Origin of the sequence: Serratia marcescens, assembly GCF_001902635.1 — a bacterium.
Taxonomy (GTDB): domain Bacteria; phylum Pseudomonadota; class Gammaproteobacteria; order Enterobacterales; family Enterobacteriaceae; genus Serratia; species Serratia marcescens_F.
The window spans coordinates 116562-134262 of sequence record NZ_MJAO01000011.1; the positions used below are offsets into that span (position 1 = coordinate 116562).

Consider the following 17701-nt stretch of genomic DNA (forward strand, 5'->3'; position numbering starts at 1 on the left):
GAAAATATTAATAACATTCCTGGCGCGTAATGCGAGCGGTAACTATTTGTGTTTCGCCCACAATGTGTGAAATGAAAACGCATTGTTAATCGCCGTGTTAATAATCCGGCGTTGATAGTGAGTTTTTTGAGAACCGGGTCACAGGCGGCGCGAAAATAAAAAGATGGCGGTTTATTGAGACGGGTCAAAAAACGCCGCCAGTTTTTTTCATCAGCAAGGGCGGAGCAGGCTCCGCCCTTGCTGGTTCTGACTTAGCGTTTTTTACCGAACGCCGCCGCCAGCGCATCGCCCATGGCGCTGTTGCCGGCCGGTGCCGCGTTGCGCGGTTTGGCTTTGTTGGCGCCTGCCGAACGGTTGGCGTTGTCGCGTGCCTGTGCTGGCGCGTTGCCGCCGCGGCGCGGTGAACCTTCGCCCGGCTGCTCATCCAGGCGCATGCTCAGCGCGATGCGTTTACGCTGCAGATCGACTTCCATCACCTTCACTTTGACGATGTCGCCGGCCTTCACCACGGTGTGCGGATCTTCAACGAACTTGTCCGCCAGCGAGGAGATGTGTACCAGGCCGTCCTGATGCACGCCGATATCCACGAAGGCACCGAAGTTGGTGACGTTGGTCACCGACCCTTCCAGGATCATGCCCACCTGCAGATCGTTGAGGGTTTCCACCCCTTCGGCGAAGGTGGCGGTTTTGAATTCCGGCCGCGGGTCACGGCCCGGCTTCTCCAGCTCTTTCAGGATGTCGGTGACCGTCGGCACGCCGAACTTGTCGTCGGTGAAATCGACCGCTTTCAGGCTGCGCACCGCCGAAGCGTTGCCCATCAGATCCTGCAGCGCCTGCTCGGTGGCAGCCAGAATGCGCTGCACCACCGGGTAGGCTTCCGGGTGAACGGTGGAGGCGTCCAGCGGGTTGTCACCGTGGTTGATGCGTAGGAAGCCGGCACACTGTTCAAAGGCTTTCGGCCCCAGGCGGCTGACCTTCAGCAGCTGTTCACGGTTGCTGAAGCGGCCGTTCTCGTCGCGCCAGTTGACGATATTTTGCGCCATCATGCGCGTCAGGCCGGCCACGCGGGTCAGCAACGGTACCGACGCGGTGTTCAGGTCGACGCCGACGGCGTTCACGCAGTCTTCCACCACCGAGTCCAGTTTCTTCGCCAGCTGGCTTTGGCTGACGTCGTGCTGATATTGGCCGACGCCGATGGATTTCGGGTCGATCTTCACCAGCTCCGCCAGCGGATCCTGCAGACGGCGGGCGATGGACACCGCGCCGCGCAGCGACACGTCGAGATCCGGGAACTCAAGCGCCGCCAGTTCGGACGCGGAGTACACCGACGCGCCTGCTTCGCTGACGATCACTTTCTGCGCCCGGACGTCGCCGAACTGCTTTTGCAGGTCGAGATAGAAGCGCTCGGTTTCACGCGAAGCGGTGCCGTTGCCGATGGCCACCAGCTCCACGTGGTGTTTGATGCACAGCGCCGCGACGATGGCAGCGGCCTTCGCCGCTTGCCCGGTGTGCGGGTAGACGGTGTCGGTGGCGACCAGCTTGCCGGTGGCGTCGACCACGGCGACTTTCACCCCGGTGCGCAGGCCCGGATCGAGGCCCATGGTGGCGCGCATGCCGGCCGGCGCGGCCATCAGCAGATCGTGCATGTTGCGGGCGAACACGTTGATCGCTTCGTCTTCCGCGCGTTCGCGCACCGTGCCCATCAGCTCGGTTTCCAGGTGCAGCAGCACCTTGATGCGCCAGGTCCAGTTGACCACCGCTTTGCGCCAGGCGTCGGCCGGGGCGTTGTTCAGGCGCAGATTGAGGTGATTGATGATGATCAGTTCCGCCTGGCTTTCGCGCGGCGTTTCCTCAAACTGCGGATCGGCGTTCAGCGCCAGCTGCAGCACGCCTTCGTTGCGGCCGCGGAACATCGCCAGCGCGCGGTGCGAAGGCACTTGAGAAATCGGTTCGTGGTGATCGAAATAGTCGCGGAACTTGGCGCCTTCTTCTTCCTTGCCCTCGACCACTTTGGCCACCAGGTGGGCGTTTTTCCACAGGTAGTCCCGCACCTTGGCCAGCAGAGAGGCATCTTCGGCGAAGCGCTCCATCAGGATATAGCGCGCGCCGTCGAGGGCGGCTTTGACGTCCGCCACGCCCTTGTCGGCGTCGACGTAGCCTTCGGCCAACTGTTCCGGCTGTTGTTGCGGATCCTGCCACAGCGTGTCCGCCAGCGGTTCCAGACCGGCCTCGATGGCGATCTGGCCGCGGGTGCGGCGCTTCGGTTTGTACGGCAGGTAGAGGTCTTCGAGTTCGGTCTTGCTCAGCGTGGTGTTGATCGCCCCCGCCAGTTGTTCGGTCAGTTTGCCCTGTTCATCGATCGACTTCAGGATAGTCTGGCGACGATCTTCCAGTTCACGCAGATAACCCAGGCGGGTTTCCAGCTGGCGCAGTTGGGTGTCGTCCAGGCCCCCGGTGACTTCCTTACGATAGCGTGCAATAAAGGGCACGGTATTACCTTCATCCAGCAGACGGATGGCGGAGTCGACTTGCTCCGGCCGGGCCTGCAGTTCTGTTGCAATAATGCGGCTCAGTGGGTCATTCATAGGTCTGGTATCTGTATTGAGAACGGTGAATAAACAGGGGGACAGTTATACGGATTGATCGGGGAAAATGCCAGTGGAGCGGGCCGCCGCCGCGCGGCCGCGGCGTGGAGAACTGCGCAGGCGGCGGCGCTGGCGGCGGTTCGGAAAAAGCTGAAAGCTTACTTCGGGTAATCTATCTGGTTAACGTACCACTGCGCCTCGCCCAGCGGGGTATTGACGGTGGCGACGTCCCCGACCTCTTTTTTCAGCAGGGCGCGCGCCATCGGCGCGTCGATAGAGATGTAATCCTTGCGGCCGAAGATTTCGTCGTAGCCGACGATACGAAAGCGTTTGATCTCGCCGTCTTCGTTCTCCACTTCCACCCAGGCACCGAAGAACACCTTGCCTTCCTGCTGCGGGGAGTAATCGACGATCTTCAACTGCTCCAGGCACTTGGTCAGATAGCGGACGCGGCGGTCGATCTCGCGCAACCGCTTTTTGTTGTATTGGTAGTCGGCGTTTTCGCTTCTGTCGCCCAGGCTGGCGGCCCAGGTCACTTTCTTGGTCACCTCGGGGCGTTCTTCGCGCCAGAGGTAATCCAGCTCTTGTTTGAGCTTGTCATACCCTTCACGGGTTATCAGTTGAGTTCTCATCGTCATTTATCTTTATGGGGCCACCGCCACAGTGTACGTGAATGCGGGGGGGTTTAGAAATGGCGTGCGGGCCTGCGCCTTGTCGCACGGTTTTTATTCAGTTTGCGCAGCTTTTAACAATCGGGAGTATGCTTAGCGATAGCGGAAAAGGAATGTGACAAAAGGAGGATATCTGGCGAGAGAGACAAGGATTTTTGGCGCACAACCCAACACATTGAAGGTATTACCGCATGGAATTTAAAGATTACTACGCAACGATGGGCGTCGAGCCCACCGCCGATCTGAAAACCATCAAAACGGCCTACCGCCGGCTGGCGCGTAAATATCACCCTGACGTGAGCACCGAAGAAGACGCCGAGAGTAAATTCAAGGCGCTGGCCGAAGCCTATGAGGTGCTGAAGGACGAAGAGCGCCGCGCCGAGTACGATCAGATCCGGCTGCACCGCAACGATCCGAACTTTGGCCGCCAGGCGCGCGGCGATCACGGCGGCTATCAGCAGAGCGCTTCATGGCACGGCGGCGGCGCCGACGCGCAAGACTTCTCCGACTTTTTCGAGAGCATGTTCGGCGGCCGTGCGGCGGGTGGGCACCGTTCCGCTTCGCACTCGCACGGTGGGCATGGCTTCCGTGGCCAGGATCTCGAAATGGAGGTGCCGCTGTTCCTCGAGGAAACGCTGCATGGCCAAAGCCGCGAGATTTCCTACACGCTGCCGGTGTACGACGAGCTGGGGCGGCAGGTGAGCGAAGCCAGCAAAACGCTGAACGTGAAAATTCCGGCGGGCGTGGGCGACGGCGAGCGCATTCGCCTCAAGGGGCAGGGCGTTGCCGGCGTGGGCGGCGGCCAGAACGGCGACCTGTATCTGGTCATCCGCCTCGCACCGCACCCGCTGTTTGAAATTGACGGCCACAACCTGAGTATCGTGGCGCCGCTCGCCCCGTGGGAAGCGGCGCTGGGCGCCAGCATCGAGGTGCCGACGCTGACCGGCAAAATCGCGCTGACCGTGCCGGCCGGCAGCCAGAGCGGCAAACGGCTGCGGGTCAAAGGCAAAGGGCTGGCGGGCAAGAAAGAGCCCGGCGATCTGTACGTCATTCTCAAGGTGGTGATGCCGCCGAAGCCGAACGAGCAGGCCAGTGCCCTGTGGCGAGAACTGGCTGCGCAGGCGGCGTTCAACCCGCGCGCGGAATGGGAGTAAAGCACATGATGAAGAAAGAGATCACGTTCACCGTGGTGGAACTGTGTCAGAGGGTGGAAATTTCAGAAGATGAGCTGGTCGAGATCGTCGGTTTGGGCGTGATCGTGCCGCTGGAGCCGGCGCAGCCACGCTGGGAGTTCGATTACCCGGCGCTGAGCCATCTGCAGCGCGCGCGCAGGCTGCGGACCGAGCTGGATCTGGATTGGCCGGGGATTGCCATGGCGCTGACGCTGCTCGATCGGGTCGATGCGCTGCAGCAAGAGAACCGGCAATTGCGCCGGCAGTTGGCGCGTTTCCTGCAGACGTCCTGATCCGATGCCAAAATGCCACCGTGCGGTCCGCCGGTGGCGAAATTGCCTAAAATTGGGCGGCCGCCCCACATTGCGCCGATAAAGGGCAAAATTTTGACGAACCCCCGTCGACATTTGATGAAAATTGTTGATAAATGGGGAAAAGAATAAGCTTTGTAACAATTTCGTCTAGAATACATACCATTAAACGCTGTCTCAAATGGCAAGGTTTTTTAACAATATTCGAGTCAGGCAATAAAGCCTTTGGGAGTAATACCATGCAAGAGAATCATAAGATCCTGGTTGTCGATGATGACATGCGCCTGCGCGCGCTTTTAGAACGTTATTTAACCGAGCAGGGCTTCCAGGTTCGCAGCGTCGCCAACGCTGAGCAAATGGATCGCTTGCTGACCCGTGAATCCTTCCATCTGATGGTGCTCGATCTGATGTTGCCGGGCGAAGACGGCCTGTCCATCTGCCGCCGCCTGCGCAGCCAGAGCAACCCGATGCCGATCATTATGGTCACCGCTAAAGGCGAAGAGGTCGATCGCATCGTGGGGCTGGAAATCGGCGCCGACGACTACATTCCTAAGCCTTTCAACCCGCGTGAGCTGTTGGCTCGCATCCGCGCGGTGCTGCGCCGCCAGGCGAACGAACTGCCGGGCGCGCCTTCGCAGGAAGAGGCGGTGATCGCTTTCGGCAAATTCAAGCTGAACCTCGGCACCCGCGAGATGTTCCGCGAAGACGAACCGATGCCGTTGACCAGTGGCGAGTTCGCGGTACTGAAGGCGTTGGTCAGCCACCCGCGTGAACCGCTGTCGCGCGATAAGCTGATGAACCTGGCGCGTGGCCGCGAATACAGCGCCATGGAGCGCTCCATCGACGTGCAGATCTCTCGCCTGCGCCGCATGGTTGAAGAAGATCCGGCGCATCCGCGTTATATCCAGACCGTTTGGGGTCTCGGCTACGTGTTCGTCCCGGACGGCAGCAAGGCATGAGGCGATTGCGCTTTTCACCGCGTAGCTCGTTTGCCCGAACCCTGTTGTTGATCGTCACCTTGCTGTTCGTCAGCTTGGTGACGACCTATCTGGTGGTGCTGAACTTCGCCATCCTGCCCAGCCTGCAGCAGTTCAACAAGGTATTGGCTTACGAAGTGCGTATGCTGATGACCGATCGGCTGCAGCTGGAGGACGGCACGCTGCTGGAAGTGCCGCCGGCGTTCCGCCGTGAGATCTACCGCGAGCTGGGCATCTCTCTCTACACCAACTCGGCGGCGGAGGAGAGCGGCCTGCGCTGGGCGCAGCACTACCAATTCCTCAGCCAGCAGATGGCGCAACAGCTCGGCGGGCCGACCGATGTACGGGTGGAGGTGAACAAGAACTCCCCGGTAGTGTGGCTGAAAACCTGGCTGCAGCCCGACATCTGGGTGCGCGTGCCGCTGACGGAAATCCACCAGGGTGACTTCTCTCCGCTGTTCCGCTATACGCTGGCGATCATGTTGCTGGCGATCGGCGGCGCCTGGCTGTTTATCCGCATTCAAAACCGCCCGCTGGTGGAGCTGGAACATGCGGCGCTGCAGGTGGGCAAGGGCATCATTCCGCCGCCGCTGCGCGAGTATGGCGCTTCCGAAGTGCGGTCGGTGACTCGCGCATTCAATCAGATGGCGTCGGGCGTCAAGCAGCTGGCGGACGACCGCACCTTGCTGATGGCCGGGGTCAGCCATGACCTGCGCACGCCATTGACGCGCATCCGCCTGGCGACGGAGATGATGAGCGCCGAAGACGGCTATCTGGCCGAGTCGATCAATAAAGACATCGAAGAGTGCAATGCCATCATCGAGCAGTTCATCGATTATCTGCGCACCGGGCAGGAGATGCCGACCGAAAGCAGCGATCTGAACGCCATTTTGGGCGAGGTGGTCGCGGCGGAAAGCGGCTATGAGCGGGTGATTGAAACCGCGCTGTCGCCGGGTGAGCTGATGATGAACGTGCACCCGCTGTCGATTAAGCGGGCGGCGGTGAACATGGTGGTGAACGCGGCGCGTTACGGCAACGGCTGGATCAAAGTCAGCAGCGGCCGCGAGCTGCAGCGTGGCTGGTTCCAGGTGGAAGACGACGGCCCGGGCATCAAACCGGAAGAGCTGAAGCACCTGTTGCAGCCCTTCGTGCGCGGTGACAGCGCGCGCAGCACCAGCGGCACCGGTTTGGGATTGGCGATCGTGCAGCGCATTATCGACGCCCATGACGGTGCGTTGGATATCGGCACCAGCGAGCGCGGCGGGCTATTGATCCGCGCTTATATTCCGCTGCCGATGGAGAAAAAAGAGTCGGCCAACGGTCATCAAACGGCCAGGGAAAACGCCTGACGCTCTTGGCGCGGGCCGCGCCGCTGCGGCCCCGTCAGGACTTCCTGCTCATCACGTAGTATTCCGCCGCATCCTCATGCAACCGACGGCCGGTCGGCGCCTGCCACGGGTCGATTAACTCGATGCCGTAGTGGAGGAAATCTTTGGTATTGCGGGTGGCCAGGGCGGCGCCGTAATGCAGGCAGGTGGCGGCGATCTGGGTATCCGGCATGCTGACGCCAATGCCTCGGCGGCGATTAGCGCTGATTAATTCCGCATGCTGCATCGCACAGCCGACGTCAAAGGGTAAGATTCTGTCTGAAAACTCTTCCTGCAGCATGTCGCCGAGGTGAGTTTGCAGTTCGAGCTGTTTCTTACCGTGAGGTATGCAGGCGATGCCCGTATACAACTCCGCAACCACGATGGCGCTCAAATAGAACCGATACGTATCCTGCTCATCTAACCAGCGCAATACATTGTAGTGAGGCGCCGGCCGCAGCAATTCCGAAACGACGTTGGTATCCAGCACAATCATTTTTCATCATCTTCATCAAAGTTGACGATACGATGCGGGGCTTCATCACGTGGGGGGATTTCCAACTCAACGCCGCCGAACTCAGCGAAGTACTGATGCATGCGTGTTCCTAACCCATAGCGCGGCGGTTTTTTCACCAGCGCCTGTTTCAGGATCATGCGCGCTTCCTCTTCCATGGAATGACCGTTTTTCGCCGCTGAAATACGCAGCAGCTCTTTGATTTCGTCGTCCAGATTTCTGACGGTGATAGTAGCCATTGAAACCTCCTTTGCTATCAATGATTGCATTGAATTATTTTCTCGCCTCGCTGGTCAGAAAGCAATCATCAAAAATAAAAAAAGGCGCGGAATCCGCGCCTTAGCTGAAGAGGTAATGCTACCGAATTACAGCTTAGGGCCGGCGCTGACCAGCGCGGCGCCCGCAGGCGTGTCGGTGTATTTGTCGAAGTTGGTGATGAAGCGTTCGGCCAGATCCTGCGCTTTTTCCTGCCACTGCTCGAGGCTGGCGTAGGTGTTGCGCGGATCGAGGATCTCCGGGTTCACGCCCGGCAGCGCGGTTGGCATCGCCAGATCGAAGATTGGCAGGGTAACGGTTTCCGCCTTGTCGATTTCACCGCTCAGGATGGCGTCGATGATGCCGCGCGTATCTTTGATCGAGATGCGTTTGCCGGTGCCGTTCCAGCCGGTGTTGACCAGGTAAGCCTGGGCGCCGGCGGCCTGCATGCGTTTCACCAGCACTTCGGCGTACTGCGTCGGGTGCAGCGACAAGAACGCGGCGCCGAAGCAGGCGGAGAAGGTTGGCGTCGGTTCGGTCACGCCGCGCTCGGTGCCGGCCAGCTTGGCGGTGAAGCCGGACAGGAAGTGGTACTGAGTCTGGTTGGCGGTCAGACGCGATACCGGCGGCAGCACGCCGAAAGCGTCGGCGGTCAGGAAGATCACCTTGGTGGCGTGACCCGCTTTGGACACCGGTTTGACGATGTTCTGGATATGGTAGATCGGGTAAGAAACGCGGGTGTTCTCGGTTTTCGAACCGTCGTTGAAGTCGATGGTGCCGTCGGCCAGTACGGTGACGTTCTCCAGCAGCGCATCGCGTTTGATGGCGTGGTAGATGTCCGGCTCGGCCTCTTCCGACAGCTTGATGGTCTTGGCGTAGCAGCCGCCTTCGAAGTTGAATACGCCGTCGTCGTCCCAACCGTGCTCGTCATCGCCGATCAGCTGACGTTTCGGATCGGTGGAGAGGGTGGTCTTACCGGTGCCGGACAGGCCGAAGAACACCGCCACGTCGCCTTTCTCGCCCACGTTGGCTGAGCAGTGCATCGAGGCGATGCCTTTCAGCGGCAGCAGGTAGTTCATCATCGAGAACATGCCTTTCTTCATTTCGCCGCCGTACCAGGTGCCGCCGATCAGCTGCATGCGCTCGGTCAGGTTGAAGGCGACGAAGTTCTCCGAATTCAGGCCTTGTTGCTGCCAGTTCGGGTTGGTGCATTTGGCGCCGTTCATCACCACGAAGTCTGGCTCGAAGTCAGCCAGCTCTTCGTCGCTTGGGCGGATGAACATGTTTTTCACGAAGTGCGCCTGCCAGGCCACTTCGGTGATGAAGCGCACTTTCAGGCGCGAGTCGGCGTTGGCGCCGCAGAAGGTATCCACCACGAACAGGCGTTTGCCGGACAGTTGCTCGGTGACCAGGTGTTTCAGATCGGCCCACACTTCCGGGCTGAGAGGTTTGTTGTCGTTTTTGCCTTTGCCCTGATCGGCCCACCACACGGTATCGCGGGTGATGTCGTCGCGGACGATGTATTTGTCTTTCGGCGAACGGCCGGTGAAGATGCCGGTATCGACGGAGACGGCACCCAGCTTGGTGACTACCCCACGCTCAAAACCTTCCAGAGATGGGTCTGTTTCTTCCTTAAACAGCAGTTCATAGCTCGGGTTGTGAACGATTTCGCTAACGTCGTGAATGCCGTAAGCGGCCAGATCCTGAGGGGTTATACCTTTAACGCGCATGTTACTACTCCTTGGTCACAGAATTTCTGGCGGCAATTGTAGGGATCTAGCGGTGCGTAACCGCGATGGGTATCAAATATTTAACGTTTTAGGCGGTATTTCGTTACGATCTGAGAGATAGCACACGGAAAAAAGCAAACGTGCAAACGGCGGGCATTGGCGGGCGCTGGGGGCGCCCGCCGAGAGGGTATAACTTAGTGCAACTTGTCGCTTTCGCTGGTGTTACCTGCATACAAAGCGGCAACATCAACCGGGTCAAAGACATAGTGGCTGCCACAGTAGTCGCAGTGCATGTCGATATTGCCGTCCTGTTCCAGCATGTCGGCCACTTCGTCGGTCGGCAGGGTCAGCAGCGCGTCGGCGCAACGCTGGCGTGAACAGGTGCAACGGAACTGCACGTCCTGCGGTTCGTACAGGGTGACTTCTTCCTGGTGGTACAGGCGGTACAGCACCTCGTTGGCCGGCAGGCCGAACAATTCTTCGCTTTTCACCGTGTTGGTCAGTTGCACCAGGTGATCGAAATCGTCGAGGTTGCCGTCCTGCGCCGGCAGCACCTGCAGCAGCATACCGGCCGCTGCGGCTTTGCCTTCCGCTTCGCCGGTGCGGATGAACAGGCGGGTCGGCAATTGCTCGGACTGGCGGAAGTAGGCTTCCAGGCATTCGGCCAGGGTTTCACCTTCCAGACCAACCACGCCCTGATAGCGCTCACCTTCCGTCGGGGAAATGGTGATGACCATGACGCCGTTGCCGATCATCTGATGCAGGGTGCTGTCGTCGGCGATTGGCGCCTGGGTGCGGGCAACGCCGCGCATTTCCTGACGGTTGTTGCCGTTGATCACCGCCAGTTTCAGCGGGCCGTCGCCTTGCAGCTGCACGGTGATGTCGCCGTCGAACTTCAGGGTCGCGGTCAACAGACTGGTGGCGACCAGCAGCTCGCCCAGCAGCTTTTGCACCGGCGCCGGGTAGTCGTGGTTGTTCAGGATCTGCTGATAGGTTTCGCTGACGGTAACCAGCTCGCCGCGCACCGCGTAGTTTTCAAACAGGTAACGGTGCAATTGGTCATGGTTGGACATAATCTTCTCTCATTGCGGTGAGGGGGTTATTCCGGCTCACCAAATTTAAATTTCATCAGGTCGCGCCGCTCCTTTTTGTCCGGACGGCGGTCCGGATGCGGCATGGTCAACGCGTTCATCTTGCGCGCCAGCGCCATTTTTTCGCGGTTGGCGATGCTGGCTTCGGTTTCCTGATACATTTGCTGCGCCTCGCCGGCGCCGCGGCGTTGGCTGGTCAGCGCCAGCACGATCACCGTGCGTTCTTCGTTGCCCTGCCGCAGCTTGAGCTCGGCGTTGAGTTCGACAATCTTGCTCGGCTTGCCGCGCTGGCCGTTGTAATGCACCTTGCCGCCGTCGATCATTTCGCGCGCCAGCGCGCGGGTTTTATAGAAGCGCGCGGCCCATAGCCACTTATCCAATCGGACTGCGTCGTCGCGCGTCGCTTTTTCCTTCATGCTTCCCCCTTGGCCAGCGCCGGAATCAACAGGCGATAGTCGCGCATCGACGGATGGCGCTGGAAGCTTTTCTCCGTCGTGCTGGAGTCCGGGTTTTGCACGCCCAGGCAGTAACGAATGCCGAAAGTGCGCGCCGCGTCGAGGATCGGCTCGCCATCGTCGACAAACAGCGTGCGCTGCGGATTGAATCCGGTGTGCTGCTGTACCGCCTGCCACAAACGCTGATCTTCTTTCGGATAACCAAATGTGTGGGTGGAAAACAATAAATCAAGGTGCCGATCCAGACCGGTATGCGCGATTTTCACCGCCAGGCTGTGCGGATGGGCGTTGGTCAGCAAAATGGTTTGCAGGCCGGCGTCGCGCAGCGCCCGTAAAAACGGCTCGGTGTCTTCACGTAGCCGGGCGCGGCTGCCCACTTCGCTGGTCATGCGGTAAATATCCAGATCCAGCCGCTCGCACCAGTAGTCGAAGCAGTACCAGTTCATGGTGTGCTGCACCGCCTGATATTCCCGCTGAATGATATCACGGGCTTCGTCGAGCGGAATGGTGCGCCTTTCGCTCAGTGCCTGCGGCACCAGGCTGAGCCAAAAGTGGCTGTCGAACTCCAGGTCCAGCAAGGTGCCGTCCATATCCAGCAGCACAGTATCGATCTGCGGCCAGTCAAACTCGGGAACCATAAAAACTCCACGGGCGGACCGTCGGGCGGTCCGCAGATGAGAATAATAGCGTTAGCGTAGCATAAGCAGATGACAGGGCAGAGGCCCCGGCGTCAGGTTCAGGCCATCGGCCGTATCGACATCGGATTGAGCTGCGGGTTGAAGCAACTGTCGTAGTAACGCTGGATATCGGCGACGCGGTGCTGATTGATGCGCCGGCGCTGCACCAGCCGCCAGGCGTTATAACCCAGGCTGACGACCACCGCCAGCAACAGCAGGCTGGTGCCGAGGTAGCGCCACAGGGTAATCATGTCCGGTTCGCTGTGCAGCGCCACATGGCGGGTGCCGTTAGCGTCGACGCTGAGGCTGGTGATTACGCCCTGCGCCTGGAACGGGGTATGCAGCAGCAGATTGGAAAGACGCTGCAGTTCATTCCACTGGTCGAGCGCGTTGTACTCGCTTTGCGGCACCTGCGGTTGCGGATGGCTGACCAACTGACGGCCTTCGTCGCTGCTGATCAGGAAACCGCCCGGCGGTGGGCTGTTGAGCGCCGCGGCGGCCAACCGCGTTTCATTGTAGATGAACGACGAGGTGGCGACTTTGGTCAGGCTTTCCAGCGATTCGGCGCTTACCGGGCGCAGCAGAACGTTGACGCCTTGCAGCGTGCCGGACTTGGCGCGTTTCACCAGGCTGCCCCAGTTTTTGGCGTTGCCCAGGTTGACCAGCGCGTTTTTCAGTCGCACGCAGTCGTTTTCCGTCTGGCACAGATCCTGCGTTTTCAGCACGATATCGGAGAAGTCGTCCAACAGGATCATGCCGGATTTCTCGATGGCGCTGGCCAGCTGCGGGTTGACCTTCTGATCGGTGCCGCTCGGGTGGAGTTGGCCGTTGACCGTCGCCAGCAGGGCCGTCGCTTTATCGATCACTTCCGACTCCGGTTGCGGCAGCGGAGCGGCGTTGTTCCAGTAGATGCCGGAGCAGTCGAACGGCGCAAAGTTGGCGGCGGCGCCGCCGTTGGCCGGCGGCGGCACGTAGCACATGCCGCTGCCGCGCACCTTCAGCGTATCGCCGATGCGCAACGGCGTGGCTTCCAGCGCCTGCACGCTGGTCACTTCCACTTTTTGTGCGCCTTGCAGCCAGGCCATGCTGAGGGTCAACGGCAGGTTGAGCGGGATATAGATCAGCAGCAGCAACAGCACCAGCGCCGAGCTGGCGACCAGCACCGCATTGCGCCCCCACTGCTGCAGCGGGAAATTCTTCACTTCGTCATGCAGCGAGAGGAAACGTCCCTGGCGCACCACCTGACGATTGAGGTAGACGTCCACATCGGTGGTTTTGCCCAGATCCTGAGTCAGGTAAGGCTGCCAATGCGGCGGGTAGATCAGATCGATGATGCCGAGCGAGATGTTGCTGATCTGCCCCTGGTCGGATTCGCCGAACAGGCCCCAGCGTTTTGGCGTGCCGCGCAGGCAGTGGATCTCTTTCAGCTCGCGGGTCGCCGGGCGGCGGAACAGGTTCCAGCATCCCCAGGCGACCATCAGCACCGCGACGAAAATCATCCAGGGGATCACCAGCACCGGGCTGATCAGGCTGAAGAACAGCAGCAGCAGCGCGGCGGAGATGATGACGGCTTCACGGATGCCGTTCGGCCGGTTCAACGCATGCTCTTCCGGCGTTTCTTTGCGAATATTCACCAGCTCGACGTGTTCGCTCTCTTCCTTGCGAATGGAAGCGTTTTGGGTCGGTGCGGCGGTCACCACCGGCGGCTGTGGCCGGTCGTGAATATGATCTTTCAGCGAGTGCCCGTTGAGCGAGATCACCAGCGGCAGTGTCTGGGTTCGGATCACCTCCACATGGTTGTCGGCGGTGATGTACGGTTCCCAAAACGGCGGCAGGTGCACTTCTTCGGCGTCGAGGTAATAACGCCATTTGTTGGGATCGTCGCTGGCCAACCCGTAGCGGGTGATGGCGTGGGTCACGGGATAAACGTTATCGCTTTGCGGAGTGAGCGCCAGTTTGGCCGCAGGCAGCGTAGAACTGCCGCCGGGCAACAGCTTGTTGCTCAACTTGTTTTGCTGATTGAGGTAGTACTCGACCGCGGCGCGTTCTTCGCCGGTCAGCTTGCGGTGGGCGGGTTTGATAAACGGCAGCGAACGCGCCAGCGTCGGCTGGCTGCGCCCCTTGAACCACAGGTACAGGCCGGCGGCAATCAGGCAGACAAGCACTAAGGCCAATATCAACACTATTGTGCTCATGCAATCCCCATCTCACACCCGTGAACTTCGCCAACCTGATGAAAAGCTGAATATTATACGGAGTAAACCGCCAGGAGGCACCCAGAACTAATGAGGGAACAAACAGATTTTCGCTCTGGATCTCATTCCTTCATGACGCAAGGCCATTTTATCACTGATTCTTGCCTGCGTGATACTAGCAACCGGTGCCCACCGTCGATATCGGTATTATCCTATTTTCATGCGCGCTGTTTGCTGAATCAGTACGGAAAATCGCCCGCCGCTGGCTACGCTTGTTAAAAGAAAGTAAATTACTGTTCATGCTCGTTGCGGCGGAGCTTACCCTTAACGCACAATGTGATCCAAATCGAATTTGGTCAGCGTTTGAGCGCCAACGAGCCGTGCGTTACGCCAGTTATTATTTCGGTTGCCCGCCCGCGCCTGGGTAACCTATTTGAGGCAATCATGGATAAACACCTGCAAAAACCTAAAATTCTGAAAGTGGAAACGGTCGCACGTTCGCGTTTGTTCAACGTCGAGTCGGTCGATTTGGAATTCAGCAACGGTGTTCGGCGGGTGTATGAGCGCATGCGGCCTACGGATCGCGAAGCGGTGATGATCGTGCCGGTGATCGGCGATGACCTGTTGCTGATCCGCGAATATGCGGTGGGCACCGAATCTTATGAGCTGGGTTTCCCGAAAGGGCTGATCGATCCCGGTGAAGGGGTGTTGGAGGCGGCCAACCGCGAGCTGATGGAAGAGGTGGGATACGGCGCGAAGCGCTTTGATTTCCTCAGCAAGCTGACGATGGCGCCGTCTTACTTTTCCAGCAAAATGAACATTGTGCTGGCGCACGATCTCTATCCGCAGAGCCTGGAAGGGGACGAGCCGGAGCCGCTGCCGCAGGTGCGCTGGCCGATCGCCGATATGATGGCGCTGCTGGCGGAACCGGATTTCCGTGAGGCACGCAACGTCAGCGCGCTGTTCCTTTCCGAGGCGTTTTTGCGCGCTTCACGCTGATACTCCCCGCGCTGAATGCTGAATAAAGAAAGGGCCAGATTTCTCTGGCCCTTTTCGATCAGAACAGCTCGTGGCTTTCACCGCCCGGATCCGTCAACGTGGTGCCGGTATCGCGCGATGGGTAGTCCGTCGGTTGCGTTCCTTCGATAAAGTACTCGGAACGGCTGCCGCCGCCACCGCCAGAGAGCTTGCCGCTGCTCTTGTCGATAGTGACGCTGATGATGCCCGGCGGCGGCGTGACTTTTTGCTCCGGGATGCCTTCCAGCGCGGTCTTCATGAAGTCGTCCCACGCCGGCTGGGCGCTCTTGGCACCGCCTTCACCGCCGGAAATCTGATCCGGGATGGCGCCGGACACCGTCGAACGGCCCAGATCGCGGCGATGATCGTCGAAGCCGATCCACACTGACGTCACGGTATCCGGGCCATAACCGGAGAACCACGCGTCTTTGGAGCTGTTGGTGGTGCCGGTTTTGCCGCCGATATCGTGGCGTTTCAGATCGCGGCCGGCGCGCCAGGCGGTGCCCATCCAACCCGGTTCGCCGAAGATATTGCTGTTCAGCGCGTCGTGGATCAGGAAGGCCAGCGGCGTGCTGATCACGTGCGGCGCATACTGTTGGTCGCCGTCCTGTTGCACCTGAGCCGGGGTCACCTGCTCCAGCTGCGGCATCGGCACCGTGCTGTTATTGCCTTCCTGCGAAGTGGCGACGTTTTCGATGTTATCGTCGGACAGCACCGCCGAGCGGTGAGTGTCGCCGTAGATCACCGGCAGGTTGCAGCTGCTGCATACCACTTTCGGTTTGGTTTCGAACACCGTATTGCCGTTATCGTCTTCAATCTTGGTGATGAAGTACGGGTCGACCAGGTAACCGCCGTTCGCCAGCACCGCGTAGCCACGCACCAGCTGCATCGGGGTAAAGGAAGCGGATCCCAGCGCCAGCGATTCGGTATGCACGATGTTCTGCGCCGGGAAGCCGAAGCGCTGCAGGTATTCCGCCGCGTAGTCGACGCCCATCGCGCGCATCGCGCGCACCATCACCACGTTCTTCGATTGCCCCAGCCCCTGACGCAGGCGAATCGGGCCGTCGTAGGTCGGCGGCGAGTTCTTCGGCCGCCAGTCGGTGCCGGCGCCGGCATCCCAACGGGTGATCGGCAAGTCGTTCAGGATGGTGGCCAGCGTCAGGCCTTTATCCATCGCGGCGGTGTACAGGAACGGTTTGATGTTCGAACCCACCTGACGCAGGGCCTGCGTGACGCGGTTGAACTTGCTCTGGTTGAAGTCGAAGCCGCCGACCAGCGCTTTGACCGCGCCGTCGTTCGGGTTGATCGACACCAGCGCCGAGTTGACGTCCGGCACCTGCGACAGCCACCAGGCCTCGTTCACTTTACGCACCCACACCTGCTGGCCGGCCTGCACCACGTCGGTGACGCGTTTCGGCGTCGGGCCTTGCTGCGTGTCTGAACGGTATGGGCGCGCCCAGCGCACGGTCGCCATCGGCAGGGCAATGCTGCTGCCGTCGGCCAGCATCGCCGTCGCTTCCTGCGGGTTGGCGGCGGTGATCACCGCCGGTGCCAGCGGGCCGTAGCTCGGCAGGTTTTTCAACGAATCGACTATCTGTTTGCGATCCCAGGCCGCTTCGCCGACTTTCCACAGCACGTTGGACGGGCCGCGATAGCCGTGGCGCATGTCATAGGCCAGCACGTTGTTGCGCACCGACTCCTGCGCTGCCAGCTGCAGCCGTTTGGTGACGGTGGTGTAAACCTTGTAACCGTCGGTATAGGCGTTTTCACCGTAGCGCTTGATCATTTCCTGACGCACCATCTCGGAGAGATACGGGGCGGAGAAGCTGATTTCCGGCGCGTGGTAGTTGGCCACCAGATCTTCGGAACGCGCCTGATCGTACTGCGCCTGAGTGATGTAGTGCTCGTCCAGCATGCGCGACAGCACCACGTTGCGGCGGGCGACGGCGCGATCGTGGGAATAAAGCGGGTTGAAGGTGGACGGCGCTTTCGGCAAGCCGGCGATGGTCGCCATTTCGCTCAGGGTGAGCTGGCTGACGTCTTTACCGAAATAGACCTGCGCGGCGGCACCCACACCGTAGGCGCGGTAACCCAGATAGATCTTGTTCAGATACAGCTCAAGGATTTCATCCTTGGTGAGCATCTGCTCGATGCGCACCGCCAGGAAGGCTTCCTTGATTTTACGCATCAGAGTGCGTTCCGGGCTTAAGAAGAAGTTGCGCGCCAGCTGTTGGGTAATGGTACTAGCCCCCTGCGAAGCGTGGCCGGAGACCAACGCGATGGAGGCGGCGCGGAAGATGCCGACCGGATCGACGCCGTGGTGATCATAGAAGCGGCTGTCTTCGGTGGCGATAAATGCGTGCACCATTACCGGCGGAATTTGATCCAGCTTCAGTGGAATGCGGCGCTTCTCGCCGTATTGGGCGATCAGTTCGCCATCGGCGCTGTAAACCTGCATCGGTATCTGCAGCCGCACGTCTTTCAGCGTTGCAACGTCGGGCAGCTGCGGCTCGACATATTTGTACAAGCCGAAAATCGAGGCTGCTCCCAGCACGATGCAACATACTGCAAGGATTAGTAAATACTTTACGAACTTCACCTGAGATTTCCCATTTCTAAGTCATTTGGGCAGTTTATAAACAACCGCGCGGTAGTATAAAGGCAAGCCTGCGACATGGATATGT

The 17701-nt window shown here is 59.8% G+C and carries 15 protein-coding genes; 5 read left to right on the forward strand and 10 right to left on the reverse strand.

Features of this window, described 5'->3' with window-relative positions; translation table 11 throughout:
* Nucleotides 1–251 precede the first annotated feature (251 nt).
* Both BHU62_RS12930 and greB read right to left on the reverse strand, forming a co-directional pair.
* Nucleotides 252–2585, reverse strand: coding sequence for a Tex family protein (locus tag BHU62_RS12930; RefSeq protein WP_073532378.1), 2334 nt, complete (start codon nt 2583–2585; stop codon nt 252–254).
* 158 nt (nt 2586–2743) lie between these two features.
* The gene (gene greB, locus BHU62_RS12935; RefSeq protein WP_073532379.1) at nt 2744–3217 is read right to left on the reverse strand and encodes a transcription elongation factor GreB; all 474 of its coding nucleotides are present in this window, start codon (nt 3215–3217) and stop codon (nt 2744–2746) included.
* 230 nt (nt 3218–3447) lie between these two features.
* Between greB and cbpA the strand changes: the two genes are divergently transcribed.
* From cbpA to envZ, 4 genes are all read left to right on the forward strand, one after another.
* The gene (cbpA, locus tag BHU62_RS12940; protein WP_073532380.1) at nt 3448–4410 is read left to right on the forward strand and encodes a curved DNA-binding protein; all 963 of its coding nucleotides are present in this window, start codon (nt 3448–3450) and stop codon (nt 4408–4410) included.
* 5 nt (nt 4411–4415) lie between these two features.
* A complete protein-coding gene (locus tag BHU62_RS12945) occupies nt 4416–4721 on the forward strand; it encodes a chaperone modulator CbpM (protein ID WP_073532381.1) in 306 nt (101 codons plus the stop codon).
* Between the two features lie 257 nt (nt 4722–4978).
* Nucleotides 4979–5698, forward strand: coding sequence for a two-component system response regulator OmpR (gene ompR / locus BHU62_RS12950; protein ID WP_004709363.1), 720 nt, complete (start codon nt 4979–4981; stop codon nt 5696–5698).
* On the forward strand, nt 5695–7065 hold the full coding sequence (envZ, locus tag BHU62_RS12955) for a two-component system sensor histidine kinase EnvZ (RefSeq protein WP_025159901.1): 1371 nt from the start codon (nt 5695–5697) through the stop codon (nt 7063–7065). Before ompR ends, envZ begins: the two co-directional genes overlap by 4 nt.
* 34 nt (nt 7066–7099) lie before the next feature.
* Here the strand turns inward: envZ and BHU62_RS12960 are convergent, their stop codons facing one another.
* From BHU62_RS12960 to BHU62_RS12990, 7 genes are all read right to left on the reverse strand, one after another.
* Nucleotides 7100–7579, reverse strand: coding sequence for a type II toxin-antitoxin system VapC family toxin (locus tag BHU62_RS12960; RefSeq protein WP_073532382.1), 480 nt, complete (start codon nt 7577–7579; stop codon nt 7100–7102).
* On the reverse strand, nt 7576–7836 hold the full coding sequence (locus tag BHU62_RS12965; protein WP_015379309.1) for a FitA-like ribbon-helix-helix domain-containing protein: 261 nt from the start codon (nt 7834–7836) through the stop codon (nt 7576–7578). Before BHU62_RS12965 ends, BHU62_RS12960 begins: the two co-directional genes overlap by 4 nt.
* A 126-nt stretch (nt 7837–7962) precedes the next feature.
* Nucleotides 7963–9582, reverse strand: a complete 1620-nt coding sequence (pckA, locus tag BHU62_RS12970) for a phosphoenolpyruvate carboxykinase (ATP) (RefSeq protein ID WP_025159902.1) — start codon at nt 9580–9582, stop codon at nt 7963–7965.
* Between the two features lie 194 nt (nt 9583–9776).
* Nucleotides 9777–10655 carry an Hsp33 family molecular chaperone HslO gene (gene hslO, locus BHU62_RS12975; protein ID WP_073532383.1) on the reverse strand — a complete coding sequence of 293 codons (879 nt, stop codon included), beginning with the start codon at nt 10653–10655 and terminating at the stop codon, nt 9777–9779.
* A 26-nt stretch (nt 10656–10681) separates the two neighbouring features.
* The gene (gene hslR, locus BHU62_RS12980) at nt 10682–11089 is read right to left on the reverse strand and encodes a ribosome-associated heat shock protein Hsp15 (protein ID WP_015379306.1); all 408 of its coding nucleotides are present in this window, start codon (nt 11087–11089) and stop codon (nt 10682–10684) included.
* Complete coding sequence (gene yrfG / locus BHU62_RS12985) at nt 11086–11766, reverse strand: GMP/IMP nucleotidase (protein WP_073532384.1); 681 nt, start codon at nt 11764–11766, stop codon at nt 11086–11088. The genes hslR and yrfG overlap by 4 nt, the downstream gene beginning before the upstream one ends.
* Nucleotides 11767–11864: 98 nt before the next feature.
* Complete coding sequence (locus BHU62_RS12990) at nt 11865–14000, reverse strand: intracellular growth attenuator family protein (RefSeq protein WP_073532385.1); 2136 nt, start codon at nt 13998–14000, stop codon at nt 11865–11867.
* 444 nt (nt 14001–14444) lie between these two features.
* Between BHU62_RS12990 and nudE the strand changes: the two genes are divergently transcribed.
* On the forward strand, nt 14445–14999 hold the full coding sequence (nudE, locus tag BHU62_RS12995; RefSeq protein WP_073532386.1) for an ADP compounds hydrolase NudE: 555 nt from the start codon (nt 14445–14447) through the stop codon (nt 14997–14999).
* Between the two features lie 58 nt (nt 15000–15057).
* Here nudE and mrcA read toward each other — a convergent pair whose 3' ends face one another.
* Nucleotides 15058–17616 carry a peptidoglycan glycosyltransferase/peptidoglycan DD-transpeptidase MrcA gene (gene mrcA / locus BHU62_RS13000; RefSeq protein WP_073532387.1) on the reverse strand — a complete coding sequence of 853 codons (2559 nt, stop codon included), beginning with the start codon at nt 17614–17616 and terminating at the stop codon, nt 15058–15060.
* Between the last annotated feature and the right edge of the window lie 85 nt (nt 17617–17701).